Raw genomic sequence first — 21,931 nt, 5'->3', positions numbered from 1 at the left:
GGGTCCTCCGGCACTGCGACCTCGGGCACCCGAACCTCCTCCCGTCCCGCTCCGCTCACGGCCTGCTCCCGGGCCGGCCGAGGGCCCCTGCCGCGGGCCAGATCCGCAGGGTAGCCCAGACCACCTTGCCGTCCGGTACGGCGCGGACGCCCCACGACGAGCTCAGCGCGCCGACGATGGTCAACCCGAACCCGGCACCGGCGACGGGCTGCAGGCTGCTGCCGTCGCGGACCGAGAGGTGCAGCAGCGAATGCCCGCGGGTGAGCAGCAACAGGCCGTCGCCACCGGCGTGCTCGACCACGTTGGTGACCAGCTCGCTGGCCACCTGGGCCACGCGCGTGGCGAGCGTGGTGGGCAGGTCCCACAGCCCGCACCCTCCGGTCACCGCGCGCCGGGCCAGCGCGGGCGCGCCGTGGGTGGGCTCGAACGCCAGCCGTACCCGGGAGGGCGCGGGACGGCCGGCCGCGGCCGTCAGTGCCTCCGGGCGGGTGGCGTGCACCGCGATGCCGGCCCCGAGACGGTGCAGCTCCCGGCGGACCGAGACCGACGGTGCCGCGACCAACAGCACGCTGTCGGCGCGCAGCACCGCGTGCTGGTCGAGCAGCGGCAGGACGGTGGCCGACGCGGGTTCGAGCACCTCGAGGTCGGCGAGGTCGAGCACGAGCGCGGTGGGGCGGTCGGCGAGCACCTTGAGCACGGCGGCCCGCAGGATGTGGGCGGTGTCCAGGCGCAGCACCCCGGTGGCGACGACCAGCGCCACCGGGTAGCGGCGCACGATCTCGCAGCGCACCGCGTCCCTCACCGGCTGCGGACCGGCGGGCGGCTCCGCGGCGGCCCCCGCGTGCAGGACCCGGCGCACCCCGCGCCCAGATGCGTGGTGGTGACGAGGACGGGCGACACGGGGCGCCACGCGTCGCGGATCACGACACGTCCCGCCCCAGCGTCTCGACCGGGAGCAGCGCATCGGACGGGTCGTCGTGGCGCAACAGCTCACGCACCCGTTCGGCCTGCAGCCGGGTGTGCCCGGCCCGGGTGCGGAACTCCGCGGCCGAGCGGGAATGCCCGTTCGCGTGTGCGTCCTCGGCCAGGCGGGTGACCAGTGCGGCCTTCTCCTCGAGCGCGCGCACCGCCGTCCACAGCGCCTCCTCCACCCCGGTGGCCTGGTCCTCGACGAGGCTCACCGGGGACCAGGCGTGCCCGGTCCGGCAGCGGAAACGGGGCGCCGGGCCGCCCGGGAGCGCGAAGAGCACGCCGTGGCAGTGGGGGCAGCTGAACTCCGACGGGCGGGCGTGGGCGAACTCGTCGGTGGTGGGCAGGCCGTCACGGGCCGACGCGACCTCCAGGCGCACCGATCCGTCGTCCGGCGGCACGACCGCCGGGCCCGCCGGGGCGTCCACGAGGGCGGCGAGCACCGCACCGATGTCGGCGGCGCGGTGCACGGCGGCCTGCGGGACCTCGCGCATCGCGTTGAGCGGCATCGGCGCATGGAGCGCGTCCGCGGGGTCCTGCACGAGGACCGAGCCGCCGTACCGGGCGATCGCGGCCGACCCGGCGGCCCCGTCGTCGCGGGTGCCCGAGAGCACGACCCCGACGACGGCCGGGCCGCGGGCGATCGCGGCCGACCGGAACAGCGGGTCCACGGCGGGCCGGTGCCCGTTCTCGGCGGGTCCCGCGCTCAGCACCAGCTCGCCGTCCTCCACGAGCACGTGCCGGTCCGGGGGAGCGACGTAGACGACACCGGGGCGCAGCGACTGCCCGTGGGCGGCGGTGACGGCCGGCAACGGGCCGGCCCGGTCGAGGATCCCGGGCAGCGCCCCGGGCGAGCTCCGGGGGATGTGCAGCACCACGACCACCGCGGCCGCGAGGTCGGCGGGCAGCCCGGCGACCAGTGACTGCAACGCCTCGACGCCACCCGCCGAGGCGCCCACCACGACCAGCCGTGCGGGGCGTGCTCCGGCCTCGGACGGCATCGGCCCCTCCTGTCGCTGCGGTTCGGCCCGCCCACCGTAGGCGCGCACCGGTCGGACGGACATACCCGTTCCCCGGCCGGAGGAAGCAAGCCCGGCGGAACGGGCGGCCAGCAGGCTCCGGCGGCGGCCCGGACTACCTCTCGGCCGAGCCCGGCTCGGCCATCGTCCGGTGCACCTGTGCCTTGGCCGCGTCCGGCAGCACCGCGTTGGCCGCACCGGACGCCTTGGTCGACAGCGACCCTGCCACGACCTCGCGCTCGCCGTTCATCAACGCCTCGAAGCCCTGCGCGGCGACCTGCGTCGGGTCGTCCTTGTCCGAGGCCCCCACCTTCGTGTCGTCCATGTCGGCCCGGTGGAAGTCGGTCTCGGTCGGGCCGGGCATCAGCGAGGTGACGGTCACCCCGGTGTCCTTCAGCTCGTCCTCGGCGGTCACCAGCAGGTCGAAGCCGTGGCCCGCGAACTGCTTCGCCAGCTCGTAGCCGATGCCGCTGGAGGCACCGTTGACGACGGCCAGTGGTCGGGTTCCGGTCGTGGTGTCGGTCATGGACGGGGGCGTACCCCGTGGGACGGCAGGCATGCGGGGCCGCCGTGGTCCCCCCGGCCACCGCTACGGATAGTAGTACCTGTCACGGAGAGTAGTAGTTTGGGATGATGCCGTTTAGGCCGGGCTCAGTCGGTGACCACTGAACTGTGACCCCTGCTGCCCGCACCGGTTCGCCTCCGGCACTCGTGCTGTTCGACCGGGACGGAACACTCGTCGTCGACGTCCCGTACAACGGCGACCCCGGCCGGGTCCGGCCCGTGCCCGGAGCCGCCGCCGCGGTCGTCCTCACCTCGTTCCACCAGTCGCCGCTGCCGGTGGCGCTGGTGCTGCGCCTGGCGGGGGTGCCCTACGTCGCCGGCGCGTCGGTCGATCACGCGGGTGCGCTGCTCGACGTGCGGCTGCGCTGCGCCGCCTCGTCGCGGATCCGGAGACGGCCCGGCGGCAGGGCCGCGCGGCCCGCGCCCACGCGCGGTCGCGCTACGGACTGGACCGGTTCCTGGCCGACTGGGAGCAGGTTCTCGACGACGCGGTGCGCAGGCACCGCGCCACCGTGCGGGCCGCCCGGCCCGCCGTGAACGGAAGGACGTGAACGGCATGCGCATCGACATGGTCTCCGAGCACGCAAGCCCGCTCGCGGGGCCGGGCGGCCCCGACTCGGGTGGCCAGAACGTGCACGTGGCCGAGCTGAGCCGGGCCCTGGGCGCTCTCGGCCACGAGATCACGGTCTGGACCCGTCGCGACGACCCGGCGCTGCCCCCCGAGGTGCCCTACGCACCCGGGGTGACGGTGCGCCACCTGGACGCGGGGCCGCCCACGCCCCTGCCGAAGGACCGGCTGGTGCCGCACGTGCCGCAGATGGCCGCCGAGCTCGAGCGCGCCTGGGCGGCGCAGCGGCCCGACCTGGTGCACGGGCACTTCTGGATGTCGGGGCTGGCCGCGGTCACCGCCGCCGGGCGGGTCGACGTGCCCGTGGTCCAGACCTTCCACGCGCTGGGTGCGGTCAAACGCCGCCACCAGCGGGGCGAGGACACCAGCCCGGCCGGGCGGGTCGCCGCCGAGCAGGCCGTCGGACGGCGGGCCGATCGGGTGATCGCGACCTGTTCGGACGAGGCCTTCGAGCTGGCCCGCCTGGGTGTGCGCCGCAGCCGCGTGTCCGTGGTGCCCTGCGGCGTCGACACCGACACGTTCCGCACCTCGGGGCCCACGTTGCGCCGTCGCGACGGGGTGCGCCGGATCGTCTCGGTCGGGCGGCTGGTGCGCCGCAAGGGCGTGGACGAGACGGTGAGCGCACTGGCCCGGGTTCCGGGGACGGAGCTGCTGATCGCGGGTGGGCCGGCGGGCGGGGCGGCGATGGACGACGACCCCGACATCGCCCGGCTGCGCGCGGTCGCCGCCGCGGCCGGGGTGGCCGACCGGGTCCGGTTCCTCGGTGCGGTGCCCCGGTCGCGGGTCGCCCCCCTGCTCCGTTCGGCCGACGCCGTGGTGTGCGTGCCGTGGTACGAGCCGTTCGGGATGGTGCCGCTGGAGGCGATGGCCTGCGCCCGGCCCGTCGTCGCGTCGGCGGTGGGCGGTCTGACCGACACCGTGGTGGACGACGTCACCGGGCTGCTCGTCCCCCCGCGCCACCCCGAGCGCCTCGCCGGCGCCCTGCGCCACCTGCTGGGGTCGCCGGTGCTGATGCAGGCGTTCGGCGTGGCCGGGCGCGACCGGGCCGAGTCCTGCTACCGCTGGTCGCGAATCGCCGAGTCCACCGTCGGCGTCTACGAGCGCGCACTGGCGGACCGACGGCCCGCCGCCGCGTCCGACGTCGTGTCCGCCGTCGCCCGCTGAACCCCGCCACCGCGAGAGGCACGTCATGACGATCACCGAGCCGCAGCCGCGTACCGCAGGTTCCGGCGTCGACGACCCGCGCGAGGGGGCGGACGTCGCCCGGCCGGCCGCCGAGGCCGCCCCGCTCGTCGTCCTACAGCCGACACAAGGTGCGAGCTGCTGCTCGACCTCTTCGAGCGCGAGCACCCCGACATCGCGGTGTCCCAGATCCGCCCGACGCTGGTGGCGTGCACGACGCCGGCCTGCTCGCGTGCTCGGCGGCGGACCGGCGGCAGCTCGACTAGCGACCGACCCCCGGCACCGGTACTGGGTCGGCCACGCGCTCGACGTCCCCGCCCAGCACGCCCTGCGCGACGTCGGCCACGGTGCGCCGGCCGCGGCGCGCGGCTCGGCGCAGGGTGTCGAACGCGGTGACGGCGTCCACGCGCCGCACCCCCATGAGGAATCCGATGGCGCGTTCCACGACGATCCGGCTCTCCAGCGCGCGCCCGAGCTGGACGGTGAGCGTGTCGCCGCGGCGGGCCCAGATCATCGCCGTGAACGCCGAGCCGAGGACCGTCGCGAACGCGTGCACCGCGTCGACCTCGGAGTCGTCCCACTCGTGCGGGCGGTCGCGGTAGACGTTGAGGGTGCCCACGGCCACCCCCGCGACGTCGACCGGTACCCCGAGCACCGCCCGCACGCCGAGCGGCCCGACGACGGCGCCGACCGACCGGTAGCGCTCGTCGACGGTGAGGTCGTGGGTCCGCACGGTCGTGCGCTGCACGAGGCTGTCCAGGCAGGGGCCCTCGCCGAGCTGCTCCTGGGCCGACTCCAGTGCCCGGATCGTCTCGTCGGACGCGGCGACGTAGCGCAGGGCGTCGTCGGCGTCGAGGAACATCAGCCCGACCCCGGACAGGGCGAACACCCGGTCGGCGGCGCCGACGACGAGGTCGACGAACGACGCCGGATCCATCGCGGCGGGCGGCTCCCGATCGACGCCGTCCCCCCGGTGGGCCGATCCGTCGGCGCCGAACGCCCGGTCGACGCGGAACGCCCGGTCCAGGCGGGCGATGGTCGCGGTGAGCGCGGCCTGGTCGATGGGCACGGAGGCTCCTCGGGTCGGGTCGGTCCACCCTAGGCACCGGGCGCACTGCGCGGGCCCGCCCAGCTGATGCGGACCGCAGTCGGGTCGTCGGGGACGGGATGCGGGTGGCAGCGGACCGGCAGCAGCTCGATCAGCCGCGCCACCATCGGGGGCCGGTGCGCGAGGACGAGGACGTGGTCCCCGGCGGCGCGCTCGGAGGCGGCGTCGAGCAGCACCCGCAGCGCCCGGGCCCCGCAGAACAGCACGCCGTGCAGGTCGACGACGAGCACGTGGTGGGCCCGCAGCTCCGCCAGGACGGCGCGCAGGGCGGGCTCGGTGGCGATGTCGAGATCACCGACGAGTTCGAGGACCCCGGTCTGGGCCCGGTTGTGGACGATCGACTGGAGCCGCTGTGCCATCGGGTGCTCCGTGGAGTCGGAGTACGCCACCCGCGGGGTCAGAGGGAGCAGCGGAACCGCGACCGTAGCACCGCGGTGGCGGCTCCGCGAGGGACCGGGCCGAGCGCCGCGCAATGCTCGTTCAGGCCGGCTCGTCGAGCAGGTGGTCCAGCCGGGCCGTCGCCAGGATCCGGCGCACCGGCGCGTGCCGCGGCGCGATCACCCGCGGCGGGGCCGTGAAGCGGGCGACCTCGTGCAGCAGGCGCACGCCCGCGCTCCCCAGCAGGGTCACCCTCGTGAGGTCGATCACGATGTCCCGGCTGCCCGCGACCGAGCGGCGCAGCACCGCGGCCCGCAGCTCGTCGACCGTGGCGATGTCGACCACCCCGTCGACCTCCACCACCGGGGGCACGCCGGGCCGGTCGGTCAGGGTCAGCGGCGCGTCGGGTACCGCCCGCGGGCGCGACACGACCGGCTCGGCCACGACGGTGGGGCGCCGGGCCGGGCAGGTGGCGCCGACGCGGGTGCCGTACGGGCCCGTGCTGATGTCGACGGCACCGCACAGCTCGTGGACGACGACGAGCCCGAACCCGCCCGTCGTCGTGACCCCGTCGGTGCCCGGCTGCCAGGTCCCGTCGTCCTCGACGACGACCCGCGCCCCGCCGTAACCGTCGAGGTCCACCTCCACGCGCACCGGGCCGGGTCGCCCCGCCGGGTAGGCGTGCTCGACCGAGTTGCTGACGAGCTCGGACAGGACCAGCGGCACCGCGGCGAGGGTCTCGGCGGACGCGTCGAGCATCGCGAGCCAGTCGGTGAGCCGGTCCCGCAGGATGCTCAGCACGTGCGGTTCCGCCGTCGTCTCGATGCGCAGCGGGGCCAGCGGGGCGCCGCGGCGGTGCACGGCGAGCACGGCGACATCGCCCGGCGCGGCCGGGCCCGGCCGGTCCAGCACGGCCGCGCACCACGCGGTGGCCGAGGGCTCGGCGGGAGCCGTCCCGTCCGGCGCGCCGAGGTGCGGGGGCCGGTCGGTGTGGGCGCCGCCGGTGTGCAGGAGCCCTCCGGTGTGCAGGAGCAGGGTCTCGCCGGGAGCGAGGACCGCACGGTGCTCGGCGGTCGCCGCGGCGCCCATGCCCAGCGGGCCGCCGCCCGCACCGTGCAGGACCTGCAGCCCTTTCGCGGAGCCGACGGCGGGGGGCGGGTGCCCGCAGAGGGCGTGGGTCAGCGCGCCGGAGGAGGGGTCGAGCAGGACCACGGCCGCCGCCGCTCCGCGGGTGGCGGGGCTGCGGGCGGCGAACCGGTCGAGGCGGTCGAGCGCCTCGGCCGGTGCGGCGCCCTCGGCCAGGGCGACCCGCAGGGCCGTCGACAGCGCCCCCATCGCGGCGGCCGCGCCCGGCCCGTGCCCCACCACGTCACCGGTGTGCAGCGCGACCCGCCCGTCGTCGGTGACGAGGACGTCGAACCAGTCGCCCCCGCTGCGCAGCGCACCCGGGACGTAGTGACCGGCCAGGTCGAGCTCGGGCAGCACGGGCAGCGTGTCCGGGAGCAGCGCAGCGTGCAGGGCGATCGTGGTGTCGCGGAGCGCGGCCTGCTCACCGACCACCGGGCGGGCCTGCACGAGGACGCCGGCGCCCGCCTCCCGCTGCACGCCGGCGAGATCGACCTCGACGACGACCCGGCTCCCGCCGAGGAGCAGCGGCCACACCGCCCCGCGCACCGCGCCACCGGAATCGCGGGTCTGCGCCAGCTGGGCCAGCCCCGCGCCGTCCAGCGCGGGTACGGCCTCGGCGAGGGGACGGCCCACCGGGTCGGGGGTGCCGAACAGCTCCCGGGCCGCGCGGTTGGCGGCGCACACCAGGTGCTGCGGGCCGGACAGCTCGAGCACCGCCGTGGGCTGGTCCTCGAACGCCGCGGCGGGCGACGGCACGGGACTCATCGGCGAGCTCGCATCCGAGGAGGGTAGGCCGGGCTCATCCAGGACCGGCCGGCGGCCGCCCGCCGTGGCAGTGGGTGCCTCGCCGGGCTCTCGAGCACAAGGCGGTCCTGCGAAACGCCGTGCGGTCACCGAGCATCGGTTGGGCTCGCCGCGAACCGCAGGGCGAACGGGTCGAGGCCGCGGGGCAGCGGGCCGGTGGGCCCCAGCGGCGACGGCGGCTCGGGGGTCAGCCGGACCTGCGCCAACAGGGTGCGCAGGACGGTGCTCGCCACGTACAGCACCACCTCCCGGCCCGGGCACACGACCGGGCCCGCGCTGAACGGCAGCAGGGTGCGGCCGTCGTCGGCGCGACCGTCGCACCAGCGGTCGGGATCGAACCGGTCGGCACCGGGCACCGTGGCGCCGTCGCGGTGGAAGAACGAGCTGACGATGCCGAGGCTCGTCCCCGTCGGCAGGGTGGCGCCTGCCCATTCGGTGGGTGCGGTGGTGTCGCGCAGCACGACGGCGGTGGTGGGCCACAGCCGTACCGACTCCAGCACCGCGGCCCGGGCGAGCTGCCCGTCGTCGTCGAGCGCCCGGCGCAGCACCTCCGGGTGGGCCACCAGCAGCGCCAGCGTGCGGTAGGCGGCCATGGCGGCCGGGTCGAACGCGAACAGCCACTGCGGGATCTGGTCGACGCGGTCCACCCGGTCGGATGCGGGCATGGCGGCGACGAGGGCGGCGAGGCTGCCGGGCGCGGCGGCGCCGACGTAGGCGCCCAGACGCTCGCGCAGGCGGCGCAGCCGGTCGGGGCGGCGCGGCGACAGGTAGCTCCAGTTCGCCCGCGCAGCGCCGTGAGCAGGTCGGTGACCTCGCGGTCCTCGCGCGCCGCGTCGCCGAGCACGATCCGGCGCACCATGGGGCGCCACGCGCCGCAGAAGCGGTCCCAGTCCAGGGTGCCGGTCCGGGCGGTGACCTGCGCGAGGCGCTCGGCCTCCTCGCGGGCCGTCGAGCCCATCGCCGACGCCGTGCGGTGCACGGGATGCCCGGTGTCGAGCACGGCCTCGGCGAAGCGCCGCCGCTCCTCGCGCACCTCGCCGTGCGAGAGGAGCACGCCGTGGGGCTGGAAGTGGCCCAGCGCGCCACGCTTCTCGCGGGTCGCCGCGGAGAACGGCTCGGGGGAGGCGTGCAGCACCCGGGCCACGTCATCGGGATCGAGGACGAGCGCGACGCAGCGGCCGGGCACCCGCAGCCGCAGGGGCCCGCTCCCGTACCGGTCGCGCATCCGCTGCAGGATCGTGACGGCCCGGCCGTCGAGGTCCCACCGGTTAGCCAGCGCCACCATCCGCGGGCGCCGCGCGATCACGCCTTGCGCGAGCATCGGCCCCACCACCCCGCCGACGATCCGGGCGGTGTCGGTCACCGATGCCCGCGCCGGGGCGCGTCGCGGGTCGTCTCGCATCGTCGGGACTCCTGGTTCCATGCGGGGTGCGGCCACCACGGCGCTGTACCCGCTGCCGGGCGGAACATGCGCCGATCGGCGACCTCCCGGTCTCCGCCCGGATGTGTCGAGCGGCGTTTGACCGGCGAAGTGGCGGGCATCACTACCGCGCCGGGCCACCCGAGCCCGCGATAAGGAGTCGTCGTCATGAACGAGCGAGTAGCCGTCCACTGGCTCTGCGACCGGTGCGGTGACGCCGTGGTCGCGGAACTGGACTGCCGGTGCCGGCAGCCCTTCGACCCCGCCGCCGTCCGCGGTCGCCTGCGGGAGGCCCGCAGGCGCGCACGGCACACGGACGCGGCCGTGGGGCGCCGGCCGTCGTGGCGCGGGTCACCTGCCACCCCGAGCGTCCGCGCGGGCCGGTCCGACGGCGCATAGGGCGTGCGGACCGGGGTCTGCGGCAGACCATGAGCTACCAGGTGACCGACGTACAGAAGGCGCTCGCGGGCGCCGACTACCCGATGGACGGCCCGGCCTCCGAGGGGGAGACCCGATGAGGGCGTTGACCTGGCACGGGAAGCGTGACGTCCGCGTGGACACGGTGCCCGACCCGGCGATCCGGCAACCGACCGACGTGATCGTGCGGATCACCTCGACCGGTATCTGCGGTTCGGACCTGCACCTCTACGAGGTGCTCGGCCCGTTCCTCGACGAGGGCGACATCCTGGGTCACGAGCCGATGGGCGTGGTCGAGGAGGTCGGCTCCGAGGTGACGGCGGTGCGCCCGGGCGACCGCGTGGTCGTCCCGTTCAACGTCTCCTGCGGAACCTGCCACATGTGCTCGGACGGCCTGCACTCGCAGTGCGAGACCACGCAGGTGCGCGAGCAGGGCAGCGGGGCCGCGCTGTTCGGCTACACCAAGCTGTACGGCCAGGTGCCCGGCGGGCAGGCCGAGTTCCTGCGGGTGCCGTTCGGCAACACGTTGCCGATCAAGGTTCCCGACGGTCCCGCCGACGACCGGTTCGTCTACCTCTCCGACGTGCTGCCCACCGCCTGGCAGGCCGTCGAGTACGCCGCGGTGCCCTCCGGCGGCAGCCTGGCCGTGCTCGGGCTGGGCCCGATCGGGGACATGTGCACGCGGGTCGCCCGGCACCGCGGGGTCGAGAACGTCATCGGGATCGACCTGGTGCCGGAGCGGCTGGAGCGGGCGCGGGCGAACGGGATCACCACCGTCGACCTCTCCGCACACTCCCGGGACCTGACCGACGTGGTGCGCGGCCTGACCGGCGGGCGCGGTCCCGACGCGGTGATCGACGCGGTCGGGATGGAGGCGCACGGCTCACCGGGGGGCAAGCTGGCGCACACGCTCGCGGGGTTGCTCCCCGACTCCGTCGCCGCGCCGTTCATGAAGACCGCGGGCGTCGACCGGATGGCGGCCCTGAACTCCGCGTTCGATCTCGTGCGGCGCGGGGGCACGGTGTCGCTCGCCGGCGTGTACGGCGGCACGGCCGATCCGCTGCCGATGCTGCAGATCTTCGACAAGCAGCTCCAGCTGCGGATGGGCCAGGCCAACGTGCACCGCTGGGTGCCCGACATCCTGCCGCTGCTGGTCGACGACGACCCGCTCGGCGTCGACGGGTTCGCCACCCACCGGCTGCCGCTGGAGTCCGGGCCGCAGGCCTACGCACAGTTCCAGCGCAAGCACGACGGGATGGTCAAGGTCCTCCTGCAGCCGGGGGCGGTCGCCGCCTGACCGGGTGGGCGCCGCGGGACGGGGCGTTTCCGCGGTGCCCGACGGGGAACGCTGCGCACATGCAGATCGGCTACAAGCTCGCGACCGAGGCGTTCGGCCCGACAGAGATCATCCGGCAGGCGGTGCGCGCCGAGGAGGTCGGCTTCGACTTCGTCGAGATGAGCGACCACTTCCACCCGTGGCTCGACGTCCAGGGGCACAGCGCGTTCACCTGGTCGGTGCTGGGGGCGGTCGCCGCCCGCACCGAGCGGATCGGCCTGGTCACCGGCGTCACCTGCCCGACGGTGCGCTACCACCCCGCGGTCATCGCCCAGGCCGCGGCGACGATGGCGTTGATCTCGCAGGACCGGTTCGTCCTGGGTGTCGGCGCCGGCGAGCGCCTCAACGAGCACGTGGTCGGGCGCGGCTTCCCCGCGGTCGCCGAGCGCCACGAGATGCTCCGTGAGGCGCTGGAGATCATCCGGCTGCTGTGGTCGGGCGGCTACCGCTCCTACGAGGGCAAGCACCTGCGGCTGGAGGACGCGCGGGTGTTCGACCTGCCCGAGCGGCTGCCGGAGATCGCGGTCGCCGCGGGCGGCCCGGCGGCGGCCCGGGTCGCCGCCGAGCTGGGTGACGCGCTGTTCGCCACCGACGCCGACCCCGAGCTGGTGCGCCACTACCGCGACGCGGGCGGGTCAGCGGGCGGGTACGCCGAGGCGTCGCTGGCGTGGGCGCCCGACGAGAAGTCCGCGGCCCAGGCCGCGCTGTCGACCAACCGGTGGGGCCTCACCGGCTGGAAGGTGATGAGCGAGCTGCCCAACCCGGTCAACTTCGAGGCCGCGACCGCGACCGTGCGGGAGGAGGACATCATCGGGAAGTTCGCCTGCGGGCCCGACCCCGACCGCCACCTGGAGGTCGTCACCCCCTACCTGGACGCCGGTTTCGACCGCATCGTGCTGATGAACGCCGGGCCCGACCCGGACGGCTTCCTGGACTTCTACCGCGACGAGCTCGCCCCCCGGCTGCGGGCGGCGGCGTGACACTCACCGAGGACCGCACGATCACCGTGCACGACCCGCGGACCGGCACGGTCGTCGGGCGGGTCACGAACGCGACCTCGACGCGGTGCGCCGCGGCCGTCGCCGCCGCCCGCGCGGCGGGCCCGGGATGGGCCCGGACCGCCGCGGCCGAGCGCGGCGCGGCGCTGCACGCCGCCGCCGCCGCCGTGCGCTCCGCCGCCGACGAGCTGGCCGCGGCGACCGAGCAGGAGACCGGCAAACCGTTCGCCGACGCCCGCGGCGGCGTCGACACGGGGGTGGGCACCCTCGTGCAGTACGCCGAGCTCGGGCCGGTGCACCGCGGGCGCACGCTGCACGGTGCGTGGTCGGCCACCGATCTGATGGTGCCCGAGCCGCGCGGCGTCGTCGCGGTGCTGACCCCGTGGAACGATCCGGTCGCCGTGGCGGCCGGGCTGATCGGGGGCGCGCTCGCCACCGGCAACACCGTGGTGCACAAGCCGAGCGAGCGCAGCCCGCACACCGGGCGGCGCTTCGCCGAGATCGTGGCCGAGCACCTGCCGCCGGGCGTGCTGGAGATCGTCGACGGCGACTGCGCCGTCGGGGCCGAGCTGGTGGCGGCCGACGTCGACGCCGTCGCGCACGTGGGCAGCAGCGCCACCGGCCGGTCGATCGCGCTGTCCTGCGCCGGGCGCGGTGCGCACGCCGTGCTGGAGAACGGGGGCAACGACCCGCTGCTGGTCGACGCGGGCGTCGACCCGGTATGGGCTGCCGAGCAGGCCGCGCTCGGCGCCTTCGCCAACGCCGGTCAGATCTGCGTGTCCGTCGAGCGCATCTACGTCCATGCCGCGGTCGCGCCGCGGTTCCTCGACGCGCTGGTCGAGCAGGCCGCGAGCTGGGCCGCCCGGATCGGGCCACTGGTGGACGAGCGCCACCGGGCGCAGGTGCACGCTCACGTGACCGGCGCTCTCGCGGTAGGGGCGCGCGCGCTCGCCGGCGGTTGCGTGCCCGACGGCGCGGGCGCCTTCTACCCGCCCACGGTGCTCGCGGACTGCGAGCCGGGCATGGCCGTGCTGCGCGAGGAGACGTTCGGACCGGTCGCCCCGGTGCGGGTGGTCCCGGACTTCGCCGACGGCCTGCGCGAGGCCTGCGAAGGCGGCTACGGCCTCGCCGCCACGGTGCTCACCGCCGACATGGCGCACGCCCAGACCGCCTGGCGGGAACTGCCCGTCGGCACGGTCAAGGTCAACTCCGTGTTCGGCGGCGCGCCCGGCGGGTCGGCGCAGCCGCGGCGGGGCAGCGGGCAGGGCTTCGGCTACGGACCCGAGCTGCTCGACGAGCTCACCACCGTGAAGGTGGTCCACCTGGCGGGGCCGGGCGCCTGAGCGGGACGGTGGGGTGATCAGCCGGCCCGCAGCCAATCACTGAGCGTGATGCCGGTGACGGGGAGTAGTAGTTCGAGTGGTGCTCGTTTAGTTCGCTCCACGCCGGTGACCTCTGAGCCGGGACCCGGGCACCCGACGAACCCGCCCGACGACCCCGCCCGATGACCGACCGAGGAGGAGTCATGCACGGCGTCCCCGTCGTCCCGCCCGCGCCGGCGACGTTGCCGAGCACGATCCGCCGGTGCCCGCCGCGCGTGCTCGTGGTCGGTGACGCGCTGCTCGACAGCTGGATCTCCGGGCCGGTGCACCGGGTGGGCCGCGACGCCCCGGTGCCGGTCGTCGAACCAAACAGCACCCGCAGCGCGCCCGGTGGTGCGGCCAACGTCGCGGCGAACCTGGCCGCGCTCGGGGCGCGGGTGGAGCTGGCGGCCGTGTTCGGCGACGACCCCGACGGGCGTGCGCTGCGCCGGGCCCTGCGCGGGTCCGGGGTGGGGCTGGACCGGTCGGTGGTGGAGCTCGGGCGGCCCACCACGGCCAAGCACCGGCTCGTCGCGGCCGGTCAGCCGGTGGCCCGCTACGACACCGTGGCCCCGTCGCCGCCGTGCCGCTCCAGCGACCTGGCGCTGGCCGACGCGGTGACCGAGGCGGTGCACGCCGGCGTCGACGCCGTCGTCGTGGCCGACTACGGGCTCGGCACCCTGGGCCCCCGGGTGCGCCGCCGTCTGGCGCGCGCGCGGTCCGGCATCGCGCTGCTCGTCGTCGACGCCCACGATCCGGGCCGGTGGGTCGCGCTCGCACCCGACGCGGTCACCCCGAGCATGGCCGAGGCGGCCGAGCTGCTCGGCGAACCGGTGCCGCACGGGGACCGCGTGGCCTGGGGGGCGGCCCGGGGCACCGCCCTGGCCGCGGCCACCGGGGCCGCCGAGGTCCTGCTGACCCTGGACGTGGACGGTGCGCTGCGACTGCCCGCGTCCGGCGAGGCGCCCGGTCGGCGGCCGGCGGCGCACGCCGTCGCCGACGCGCTGGCCTGCGGTGCGGGTGACACGTTCACCGCGGCCTGGACCGTCGCGGCCTGCGCGGGCGCGACCGGCGGGCAGGCACTGGCCTGCGCGCAGGCCGCTGCGGACGTGGTGGTCGCGCAGCCGGGCACCGCGGTGTGCAGCGCGGACGCCCTCACCGCGCACCTGGCCGCCGCCGACCGCGGGCGGGTGCTGAGCCGGTCCGACCTGCTGTGCGCCGTGGCCGAGCACCGCCGCTCCGGGCACCGCGTCGTGTTCACCAACGGCTGCTTCGACGTGCTGCACCGCGGGCACGTGGCGTACCTGCGCCAGGCCAGGGCATTGGGCGACGTGCTGGTCGTCGCGCTGAACTCCGACGCCAGCGTGTCCCGGCTCAAGGGCCCCGAGCGGCCGCTCAACCCGCTGGAGGACCGGGCGGGCGTGGTCGGAGCGGTCGACGCGGTCGACCTGGTCACCTCGTTCGACGCCGACACCCCCGTCGACCTGATCGAGCAGGTCCGCCCGGAGGTCTACGCCAAGGGCGGCGACTACACCGCGCAGATGCTGCCCGAGACCCCGGTCGTGGAACGCCTCGGCGGGCAGGTGCAGGTGCTGAGCTACCTGTCCGACCACTCCACGACCGCGATCGTGGCCCGGATCCGGTCGGCGGACCGGGAGGGGGCGCGATGACCACCCTGGAGGTCCTGCGCCGCGAGGCGGCCCGCTGCGAGCGTTGCGAGCTGTTCGAACCCGCCACCCGGACGGTGTTCGGGCAGGGCCCGGCATCGGCGTGGCTGGTCCTCGTCGGCGAGCAGCCCGGCGACCGGGAGGACCTCGAGGGCGCGCCGTTCGTCGGGCCCGCCGGGCGGCTGCTGGACACCGCGCTCGGTCGCAGCGGGATCGATCGTGGTGAGGTGTACGTGACGAACGCCGTGAAGCACTTCCGGTTCGAGCGCAGCGGGAACCGGCGCCTGCACAAGACGCCGGCGGTGGGGCACGTCCGGGCCTGCCGGGCCTGGCTCGACGGTGAGCTCGCCGTGGTCGCGCCCGCGGTCGTCGTGACGCTCGGGGCGACCGCAGGCAAGGCGCTGCTCGGTCCCGCGTTCCGGATCACCGCGGAGCGGGGTCGGCCGCGTGACTGGGAGGGGCGCCTGCTGGTGCCCACCACGCATCCGTCGGCGATCCTGCGCGGGCCGGCCCCGGAACGCGACGCCGCCCTCGACGCGTTCGTCGCCGATCTCACCGTGGCCGCCGCCCTGCGCCCGGAGGGCTGAGCGGTGCGCCGTCCACCCCACCCGGCGCGGGCCCAGCATCCGCCCGACCCGCATCGACGACCGCGCAGACCGGAGGACCCCACCGTGTCCCGACTCCACCCGACCGCCCCGGTGCCCGGGACGCCGCTCGCCGCCCCCGACGCGCTCGCCGAGCGGGAGCTCGATGCCCACCTCCGGCGACTCCGCGACGCCCTGCCGGTGCTCCGGGCCGCGGTGCCCACCCTGGCGCAGTGGGGCGGGTGCCTGGCGACCCGGCTCGGCGCCGGGGCCCGGTTGCTGGTCGGGGGCAACGGCGGCAGCGCGGCCGAGGCGCAGCACCTCACCGCCGAGCTCGTGGGCCGGTTCGACCGCGAGCGCAGGCCCGTGTCCGCGCTCGCGCTGCACGCCGACACCTCGACCGTCACCGCGCTCGGCAACGACTACGGCTACGCCGAGGTGTACGCCCGACAGGTCCGCGCGCACGCCCGCCCCGGGGACGTCGTCCTGCTGCTGTCCACGAGCGGGCGCAGTGAGAACCTGCTCGCCGCGGCCCGGGCCGCCGCCGCCCGCCGCGCCGAGGTGTGGTCGCTGACCGGCCCGGGCCCGAACCCGCTGGCCCGGCTCAGCGACGACGCGATCTGCCTGGCGGGCGACACCGCGACCGTCCAGGAGTCGCACCTGGTCGCGCTGCACATGGTGTGCCGGGCATTCGAGCGGGCGTTCGCCGCGGTTCCCGGTGCATAGCTCCGCGGCCGGGCCCGGCCCGACCGCTGCGCTCCCGCCGGGGCCACAGTGACGCGGCGGGCCGCCGCGATGCGCGTCAGGTCCAGACCGCGAGCGCGATGACGCCGAGGTAGATGGCCGGGATCGAGACGCCCTCGAAGCCGATCCAGCGGCGTTCCCGCATGACCAGTCCCGCCGACAGGGTGGCGCTCATCAGCAGCGTGCCGCCGAGCAGGACGAGCCCGGTCGGTCCGGCGTCGCTGTAGAGCGACCCCCGGAGGTAGGTGACGTCGGCCAGGGCGACCATCAACATGTCGAAGACGTTGCCGCCGATGATGTTGCCGACGCCCAGGGTGAGGTGACCCAGCCGGACGGCCGTCACGAGCACCACCAGCTCGGGCAGCGAGCTGATCGCCGTGGTCAGGGTGAACCCGATGACGCCGCCGTCCAGGCCGGTGGCGGCGACCACCGACAGGCCCGCCCGGCCCACGACCCACCCGGCCGTCCCGACGAGCAGCCCGAGTCCGGCGAGCGCCGCCCACAGCCGGGCGGTGGACGGCGCACCGTCGCGATCCGGGGCGGCCGGTTCCTCGGCCGTGGGGCCGGCCGCGGCGTCGGAGTCGCCCGCGTTGCCCGCGCCCGCGTTCCCCGTGTCCGCGTCCGCGGTCTGGGCGGTCCGGGTCGGTTCCCACATCGGGTCGCGCTGCATCTGGCGCAGCAGCACCAGGCCGTATCCGTAGAGCGCCGGGATGAGCAGGGTGAGGGGATGGATCCAGCCCAGGGTCAGGGTGGGCGTGGCGTAGGCGAGCACCGGCACGGCGAGCATCGCGCTGAGCAGGACGGCCTGCAGCACGTTCTGCAGGGAGGCGGCGGCGTGTTCCAGGTTCGCCCGGCGGTAGACCAGGTCGGCGATCGCCAGCCAGACCGTCTGCAGCGCGATGCCGCCCAGCGGGTTGGCCAGCGCGAACCCGGCGTCCCCGCCCAGTGCCCCGGTCACGACGGTGACGTTGCCCGGCAGCGACGTGACCGCGCCCAGCAGCAGGGCCCCGCCGACGGCCTCGCCGAGCCCGGTGCGGTCGGCCAGGGTGTCGGCGATCCGGGTCAGCCGCACCCCGGCGACGACGATCACCACGGCCATCGCCGCCAGGGCCAGCGTGCTCGGCAGCAGCGGCCACGGCGCGGCGGTCACGCTGCGGGCTTGACGGAGGGGCGTCGCCCGGGGATCCCCGACGAGCCGCTCGTGGGGGCGCCGAGCCGTCCTGTCGCGACCATGGCAGCAGTACTACCCCCGACGGGCCCCGCGTAACCGGTCGCCGGTGTGCGGCCAAGGACCTTGGGCGGGGCCTCGGTCCGCTCCTCGATGACGTCAGCGACCGTCGCGCGTGCGGACGAGGAACGCGACGGTGGAGCTGGAGGGGAAGGGGCTGAACCCGCGTCGCCGTCCTCGTCGGGCCGAAGGACCTCACCCGTCGGCCGACGGTGTGGTCCTCGACCCGTCGGTCAGGAACGGCCCGACGACATTCGCCACGGTCTCGGCCGCGAGGTAGAAGGCGGTGTGATTGACATCGGGCAGACGGACAGACCGGCCGTCGGCAAGCCGGTCGGTGAGGTGCCGTACCCAGGACGCCGAGGAGAGTGGGTCACGGTCGGCGCGGACCAGCAATGTCGGGGCCCGCACCCCGGGCAGGTCCCGTTCCAGCTTCTCCTCCACCGCATACCGGGCCGTGCTCACCGCACGTGGGAGACCGGCGAACGCGTAGGAGATCACGTTGAGCGCCCGCAACGACGGCTCGTCGCCCAGCCGGTCGTGTACGGCTTCCAGCAGCCGGACCCGGATGCCTCCGCCGGGCCGGTGGCAGCGACCGGTCCGGGCCGGCACGGCCCGCATCCACGACAACGCCGACCGGACCGCAGGCCGGAGTGTCGGGGAGAGCAGCACGAGCCTGCTCACGACATCGTGTCGTCCGGCCACCGCTGCGGCAACCTGCGATCCGGCCGAATTGCCGAGGAGACGGGCCGGTGTCAGCCCCTCCACCTGCAGCCACTCGGCAACGATGTCGGCCTGCTCCCGGATCGCCAACGCGTGCGGCGGCTTGTCGCTGTAGCCGAATCCGGCCGGGTCGAGGATCCAGGGACGCAGCCCGTGCCGGGTGAGCGCCCGCGCCAGCGGCACCATCGACCGGCTCGCCGTGACCAGACCCGGCAGCAGGACGACCGGCGGAGCCCCGGCGGGGCCGTCGGACAGCAGGGCGTGCAGTCGGAGCGGTCCCACTGCCCGCCACCGGCTGCTGAACCCGACCGGTGCGCTCACCGTCGCACGCGGGGCAGCGGCATCACTCGGTGGTCTCCGGAAGGCACGACGTGCGGCTGCCCGCTCGGCGACATGGTCAAACGCGACCGTCGGGGGAGGCATGGTGGGCGCCGCCGGGTGGTGAGGCAAGAGGCGCGGCCTCGGACGGGTGGCGCCGCGCTCAGCGGGTACGCCGTCGTCGACCCGCCCGGCACGCGGAGGCAGACAGGAGGACCGATGGCCGTGCTCGTCCCGATGTCGGTGCTGTTCGGGGCCGGTGTGGCACTGGTGCTGCTCGGCCACGTCGCGTCCCGGCTGCTGGCGGTGGCCGGGCCGGGGGAGCCGGTCGCGCCGCACTCCGGTGGCCTGCCGCCGGTGGAGCACGCGTTCTCCCGGTTCCACGTGCGGTGGTACCCGGTGGCGATGGTCTTCCTGGCCTTCGACATGGAGATGCTGTTCATGTACCCGTGGACGCTCGTCGTGTCCGAGGTCGGCGCGCCGGCGGTCATCGAGATGTTCCTGTTCCTGGCGATCCTGCTCGCCGGGGTCCTCTACGCCTGGCGGGAGGGGGCCTTCCGGTGGACCTGACCGCGCGCCTGCTGCGCGCCGCCGTGCGCAGGCCGCGGGTGCTCGTGGTGCCGACGGTGGGCGGGACGGCGTCCCGGCTGGCGGTCGAGCGCGAGCTGGTGCGGCGGGGGTGGCCGGTCGCGTCCGGCCCGGCGGACGCCGACGTCCTCGCCGTCGCGGGGTCCACCGGCCCGGCCATGGCCGCGGTGGTCCGCGACGTCCTCGCCCGGATGCCGGTCCCACGGGCCCGGGCCGACGTCCCCTCGCCCGCTGCCGCCGGGCAGGTCCTCGACGCCGCGGCCCGCCTGCTGGGCGACCGCGACCACCAGCGCAGGGCCGGGCACGACCGGCCGGAGCCGGGGGAACCGGGGATGGCCGATGTGGGGGAGGACCGCGACGGGCTGGCCCTGGACCGGCTGCACGTGCCGCTGGGCCCGGTGCTGCCGGACTGGCCCGCCGGCCTGGTGCTGCGGGTGAGGTTGCACGGCGACGTGGTGGGCGACGCCGCGGCCGAGCTGCTCGACGCCGGACGCGGGACCGCGTTCTGGCCGGAGCGCGACCAGCCAGCCGCGCGTGAGCTCGACGCGCTGGCCCGGTTCCTGGGGGTCGCCGGATGGCCCGCCGCGGCCGCGCGGGCCCGGCGGCTGCGCGACGAGCTGCTGGCCGGCACGCCGGCCCGCGAGATCGCCGGGCCGGCGGCGGTGCTGCTGCGCCGGGTGCGGCGGTCGCGGACATTGAGGTGGTCGGTGCGCGGGACGGCGGCCGGGCAGGTCGACGTCGCCACGGTGCTGGACCGGCGCGTAGCCGCGATCGGGGCGGCGCTGGGCACGGTCGCGACGACGGGCGACGCGGCGCCACCGGTGCACCGCCCGGCGCCCGCGGAGCTGGCGGGTCTCGTGGTCGGCGCCGAGCTCGCCGCGGCCCGGCTGGTCGTCGCGGCGCTGGACCCCGACACCGACGGGGCCGACGTCGCGGACGCCCGGGACGGGGAGCCCCCCCATGGCTGACACCTCCCTGCCGTGGTGGGCGGCGCTGGTGCTGCCCGGGCTGCTCGCCGTGGCCGTCTGGGCCGTCGTCGCGTGGGACACCGCCCTGCTCGCCCGCGCCGCGGGCGGCCCGCGCGGCGCCGGGCGCGCGCTCGGCGCGCCGCTGCTCGGGGGCGCACGCCTGCTGGTGGAGCAGCGCCGCCACACCGTCGCCGCGGACCGGGTCCTCGGGCGGATCGGCGGTGCCGCGCTTCCGGTCGCGGCCCTGCTGGCCGCCGCGGTACTGCCGCTGGGGCAGCGGCCCGTCGCCGACCTGGCGGTGGGGGTCGTCTGGTTCAACGCCATGGAGGTGGTGGCCTGGGCGGCGGTGTGGATGGTCGGCTGGAGCGCGAACAGCGCGCTGTCGCTGGTCGGTGGCTACCGGTTCGTCGTGCAGGGACTGGCCTACGAGCTGCCGCACATGTTCGCGATCACCACCGCCGCGCTGGCCGCGCAGAGCCTCCGGGTGACCTCGATCGTCGAGGCCCAGCGCGACCTGTGGTTCGTCGCGCTGATGCCCGTCGCGTTCGTGGCCTTCCTGCTCTCGACCGCCGCGATGGCGTTCTGGGGCCCCTTCGACGCGCCGACCGGGCACGACCTGGCCGGGGGCGCCGCGGCCGAGCTGTCGGGGGTGGACCGGCTGCTGCTGCTCGGCGGCCGGTGGCTGCTGCTGGTCGTCGCGGCGGCGATGGCGGTGCCGCTGTTCCTGGGCGGCGGACACGGCCCGCTGCTGCCCGCCTGGGCCTGGGTGGCCGTCAAGACCGCCGCGGTGCTCGCCGTGCTGGGCTGGCTGCGACACCGGATCCCGGCGGTCCGCATGGACCGGTTCACCGAGTTCTCCTGGGTGGTGCTGGTCCCGCTCACGGTCGCCCAGGCGCTGGTCGTGGCGATCGTCGTCCTGCAGGGAGGGCTGTAGATGGTGCAGACCGTGCTGTTCTGGGTGCTGGCGGTCGCCGCCGTGGGGCTGGGGTTCCTGGTGTTCCGGTTGGACTCGATGGCCCGGGTCACCTTCGCGCTGCTCGGGTCGTTCCTCGCCGTGGCCGGGCTGGTGCTGCTGGTGGGGCTCGGCTACCTCGGTGTCGTCATCCTGCTGATGATGATCATCGAGATGGTCGTGATGGCGGTGTTCATGATCATGTACATGATGAACCCGGCCGGGCTGATGCCGATGGCGATGTTCCACAACAAGGCCGGCTCGATGTCGATCGCGGTGGGCACGTTCGTCGTGCTGTCGACGGGGATCCTGCTGGTCGACTGGCCGCAGCGGCGCGGGACCGCCCCGGCGGACCCCACCTTCGCGCTCGGCGAGGCGCTGATGGGCCCGCAGATGCTCACCATGATGACGCTCGGTGTCACCCTGTTCGCGACCATCGTCGCGACGGTGGTGCTCTCCACCGGCCGCGGCCGCTACGACCGGTTCGGCGACGACCTGCGGGGCCCGGCCGACGACCCCGCCGGTGGGGGAGTGGGCCGATGACCCTGCAGCTGTACCTGCTGGTCGCGGCGGCCCTGCTGTGCATCGGGCTGTACGGGGCGCTGTCCCAGCAGTCGGTGGTGATGCTGATGATGGGCCTGGAGTTGATGCTGGGCGGGATCATCGTGGCGGCGGCCGCGTTCTGGTACTTCGTCGCGCCGGGCGGCACCGGCGGCCAGGTGCTGATCGTCGTGGTGATCACCGGGATGGCGGTCGAGATGGCCGTCGGGTTCGCCGTGGTGACCGCGCTGTACCGGGCCCGGCAGGTGGACATGACCGACGACGCCGCCGACCTGCGGGGCTGAGC

At 75.8% G+C, this 21,931-nt stretch carries 21 protein-coding genes and 1 pseudogene; 13 read left to right on the top strand and 9 right to left on the bottom strand.

What is annotated here, in order from left to right:
- Positions 1–55: 55 nt before the first annotated feature.
- From Q1K26_RS13880 to Q1K26_RS13870, 3 genes are all read right to left on the bottom strand, one after another.
- Complete coding sequence (locus Q1K26_RS13880) at positions 56–802, bottom strand: hypothetical protein (protein WP_300011721.1); 747 nt, start codon at positions 800–802, stop codon at positions 56–58.
- A gap of 118 nt (positions 803–920) precedes the next feature.
- On the bottom strand, positions 921–1,970 hold the full coding sequence (locus tag Q1K26_RS13875; protein WP_300011717.1) for a chemotaxis protein CheB: 1,050 nt from the start codon (positions 1,968–1,970) through the stop codon (positions 921–923).
- A gap of 133 nt (positions 1,971–2,103) precedes the next feature.
- Positions 2,104–2,514 (bottom strand): hypothetical protein, encoded by a 411-nt coding sequence (locus Q1K26_RS13870; RefSeq protein ID WP_300011714.1) that lies wholly within the window; start codon positions 2,512–2,514, stop codon positions 2,104–2,106.
- Positions 2,515–2,786: 272 nt separating this feature from the next.
- Between Q1K26_RS13870 and Q1K26_RS13865 the strand changes: the two are divergent.
- Together Q1K26_RS13865 and Q1K26_RS13860 are read left to right on the top strand one after the other, a co-directional pair.
- Positions 2,787–2,918, top strand: a pseudogene (locus Q1K26_RS13865) (glycosyltransferase family 9 protein); the annotation flags it as partial.
- 190 nt (positions 2,919–3,108) lie between these two features.
- Positions 3,109–4,344: a glycosyltransferase gene (locus Q1K26_RS13860; protein ID WP_300011711.1), complete on the top strand. Its 1,236-nt coding sequence runs from the start codon at positions 3,109–3,111 to the stop codon at positions 4,342–4,344.
- A gap of 280 nt (positions 4,345–4,624) precedes the next feature.
- On the opposite strand, the gene Q1K26_RS13855 is transcribed toward Q1K26_RS13860, so the two are convergent.
- The 4 genes from Q1K26_RS13855 to Q1K26_RS13840 form a co-directional block, all read right to left on the bottom strand.
- Positions 4,625–5,431 carry a GAF and ANTAR domain-containing protein gene (locus Q1K26_RS13855; RefSeq protein ID WP_300011708.1) on the bottom strand — a complete coding sequence of 269 codons (807 nt, stop codon included), beginning with the start codon at positions 5,429–5,431 and terminating at the stop codon, positions 4,625–4,627.
- A gap of 29 nt (positions 5,432–5,460) precedes the next feature.
- Positions 5,461–5,829 carry an STAS domain-containing protein gene (locus tag Q1K26_RS13850; protein ID WP_300011706.1) on the bottom strand — a complete coding sequence of 123 codons (369 nt, stop codon included), beginning with the start codon at positions 5,827–5,829 and terminating at the stop codon, positions 5,461–5,463.
- Between the two features lie 121 nt (positions 5,830–5,950).
- Entirely contained in the window at positions 5,951–7,741 is a 1,791-nt protein-coding gene (locus tag Q1K26_RS13845) for a SpoIIE family protein phosphatase (protein ID WP_300011703.1), read from the bottom strand.
- Positions 7,742–7,866: 125 nt separating this feature from the next.
- The gene (locus tag Q1K26_RS13840; protein ID WP_300011700.1) at positions 7,867–8,445 is read right to left on the bottom strand and encodes a cytochrome P450; all 579 of its coding nucleotides are present in this window, start codon (positions 8,443–8,445) and stop codon (positions 7,867–7,869) included.
- A 1,269-nt stretch (positions 8,446–9,714) separates the two neighbouring features.
- Between Q1K26_RS13840 and Q1K26_RS13835 the strand changes: the two genes are divergently transcribed.
- The 6 genes from Q1K26_RS13835 to Q1K26_RS13810 all read left to right on the top strand — a co-directional run bounded on the left by Q1K26_RS13835 (position 9,715) and on the right by Q1K26_RS13810 (position 16,289).
- Positions 9,715–10,914: a zinc-dependent alcohol dehydrogenase gene (locus tag Q1K26_RS13835; RefSeq protein WP_300011697.1), complete on the top strand. Its 1,200-nt coding sequence runs from the start codon at positions 9,715–9,717 to the stop codon at positions 10,912–10,914.
- Positions 10,915–10,973: 59 nt separating this feature from the next.
- Entirely contained in the window at positions 10,974–11,933 is a 960-nt protein-coding gene (locus Q1K26_RS13830; RefSeq protein WP_300011694.1) for a TIGR03557 family F420-dependent LLM class oxidoreductase, read from the top strand.
- Positions 11,930–13,294 (top strand): aldehyde dehydrogenase family protein, encoded by a 1,365-nt coding sequence (locus tag Q1K26_RS13825; protein ID WP_300011691.1) that lies wholly within the window; start codon positions 11,930–11,932, stop codon positions 13,292–13,294. Before Q1K26_RS13830 ends, Q1K26_RS13825 begins: the two co-directional genes overlap by 4 nt.
- 182 nt (positions 13,295–13,476) lie before the next feature.
- Complete coding sequence (gene rfaE2, locus Q1K26_RS13820; RefSeq protein ID WP_300011688.1) at positions 13,477–14,982, top strand: D-glycero-beta-D-manno-heptose 1-phosphate adenylyltransferase; 1,506 nt, start codon at positions 13,477–13,479, stop codon at positions 14,980–14,982.
- Positions 14,979–15,566 (top strand): UdgX family uracil-DNA binding protein, encoded by a 588-nt coding sequence (locus Q1K26_RS13815; protein ID WP_300011685.1) that lies wholly within the window; start codon positions 14,979–14,981, stop codon positions 15,564–15,566. Before rfaE2 ends, Q1K26_RS13815 begins: the two co-directional genes overlap by 4 nt.
- A gap of 213 nt (positions 15,567–15,779) precedes the next feature.
- A complete protein-coding gene (locus tag Q1K26_RS13810; protein WP_300011748.1) occupies positions 15,780–16,289 on the top strand; it encodes an SIS domain-containing protein in 510 nt (169 codons plus the stop codon).
- Positions 16,290–16,365: 76 nt separating this feature from the next.
- On the opposite strand, the gene Q1K26_RS13805 is transcribed toward Q1K26_RS13810, so the two are convergent.
- Positions 16,366–17,457: a sodium:calcium antiporter gene (locus Q1K26_RS13805; protein ID WP_300011682.1), complete on the bottom strand. Its 1,092-nt coding sequence runs from the start codon at positions 17,455–17,457 to the stop codon at positions 16,366–16,368.
- A 273-nt stretch (positions 17,458–17,730) separates the two neighbouring features.
- Positions 17,731–18,540, bottom strand: a complete 810-nt coding sequence (locus Q1K26_RS13800; protein ID WP_300011679.1) for an alpha/beta fold hydrolase — start codon at positions 18,538–18,540, stop codon at positions 17,731–17,733.
- Positions 18,541–18,795: 255 nt separating this feature from the next.
- On the opposite strand from Q1K26_RS13800, the gene Q1K26_RS13795 reads away from it, so the two are divergent.
- Genes Q1K26_RS13795 through nuoK form a run of 5 tightly spaced genes read left to right on the top strand, consistent with a single transcriptional unit; the run spans position 18,796 to position 21,929 of the window.
- Positions 18,796–19,146, top strand: a complete 351-nt coding sequence (locus Q1K26_RS13795; RefSeq protein ID WP_300011676.1) for an NADH-quinone oxidoreductase subunit A — start codon at positions 18,796–18,798, stop codon at positions 19,144–19,146.
- Positions 19,137–20,132, top strand: coding sequence for a hypothetical protein (locus Q1K26_RS13790; RefSeq protein ID WP_300011673.1), 996 nt, complete (start codon positions 19,137–19,139; stop codon positions 20,130–20,132). The genes Q1K26_RS13795 and Q1K26_RS13790 overlap by 10 nt, the downstream gene beginning before the upstream one ends.
- Positions 20,125–21,066 carry a complex I subunit 1 family protein gene (locus Q1K26_RS13785; protein ID WP_300011670.1) on the top strand — a complete coding sequence of 314 codons (942 nt, stop codon included), beginning with the start codon at positions 20,125–20,127 and terminating at the stop codon, positions 21,064–21,066. Before Q1K26_RS13790 ends, Q1K26_RS13785 begins: the two co-directional genes overlap by 8 nt.
- Positions 21,067–21,627 (top strand): NADH-quinone oxidoreductase subunit J, encoded by a 561-nt coding sequence (locus Q1K26_RS13780; RefSeq protein ID WP_300011667.1) that lies wholly within the window; start codon positions 21,067–21,069, stop codon positions 21,625–21,627. It begins immediately after the preceding gene.
- A complete protein-coding gene (nuoK, locus tag Q1K26_RS13775) occupies positions 21,624–21,929 on the top strand; it encodes an NADH-quinone oxidoreductase subunit NuoK (protein WP_300011664.1) in 306 nt (101 codons plus the stop codon). Before Q1K26_RS13780 ends, nuoK begins: the two co-directional genes overlap by 4 nt.
- Positions 21,930–21,931 lie beyond the last annotated feature (2 nt).

Source organism: Pseudonocardia sp. (assembly GCF_029263155.1).
Lineage (GTDB): Bacteria > Actinomycetota > Actinomycetes > Mycobacteriales > Pseudonocardiaceae > Pseudonocardia.
Note: the sequence above shows the minus strand (reverse complement) of the source record. Positions and strands in the feature narration are given on the sequence as shown.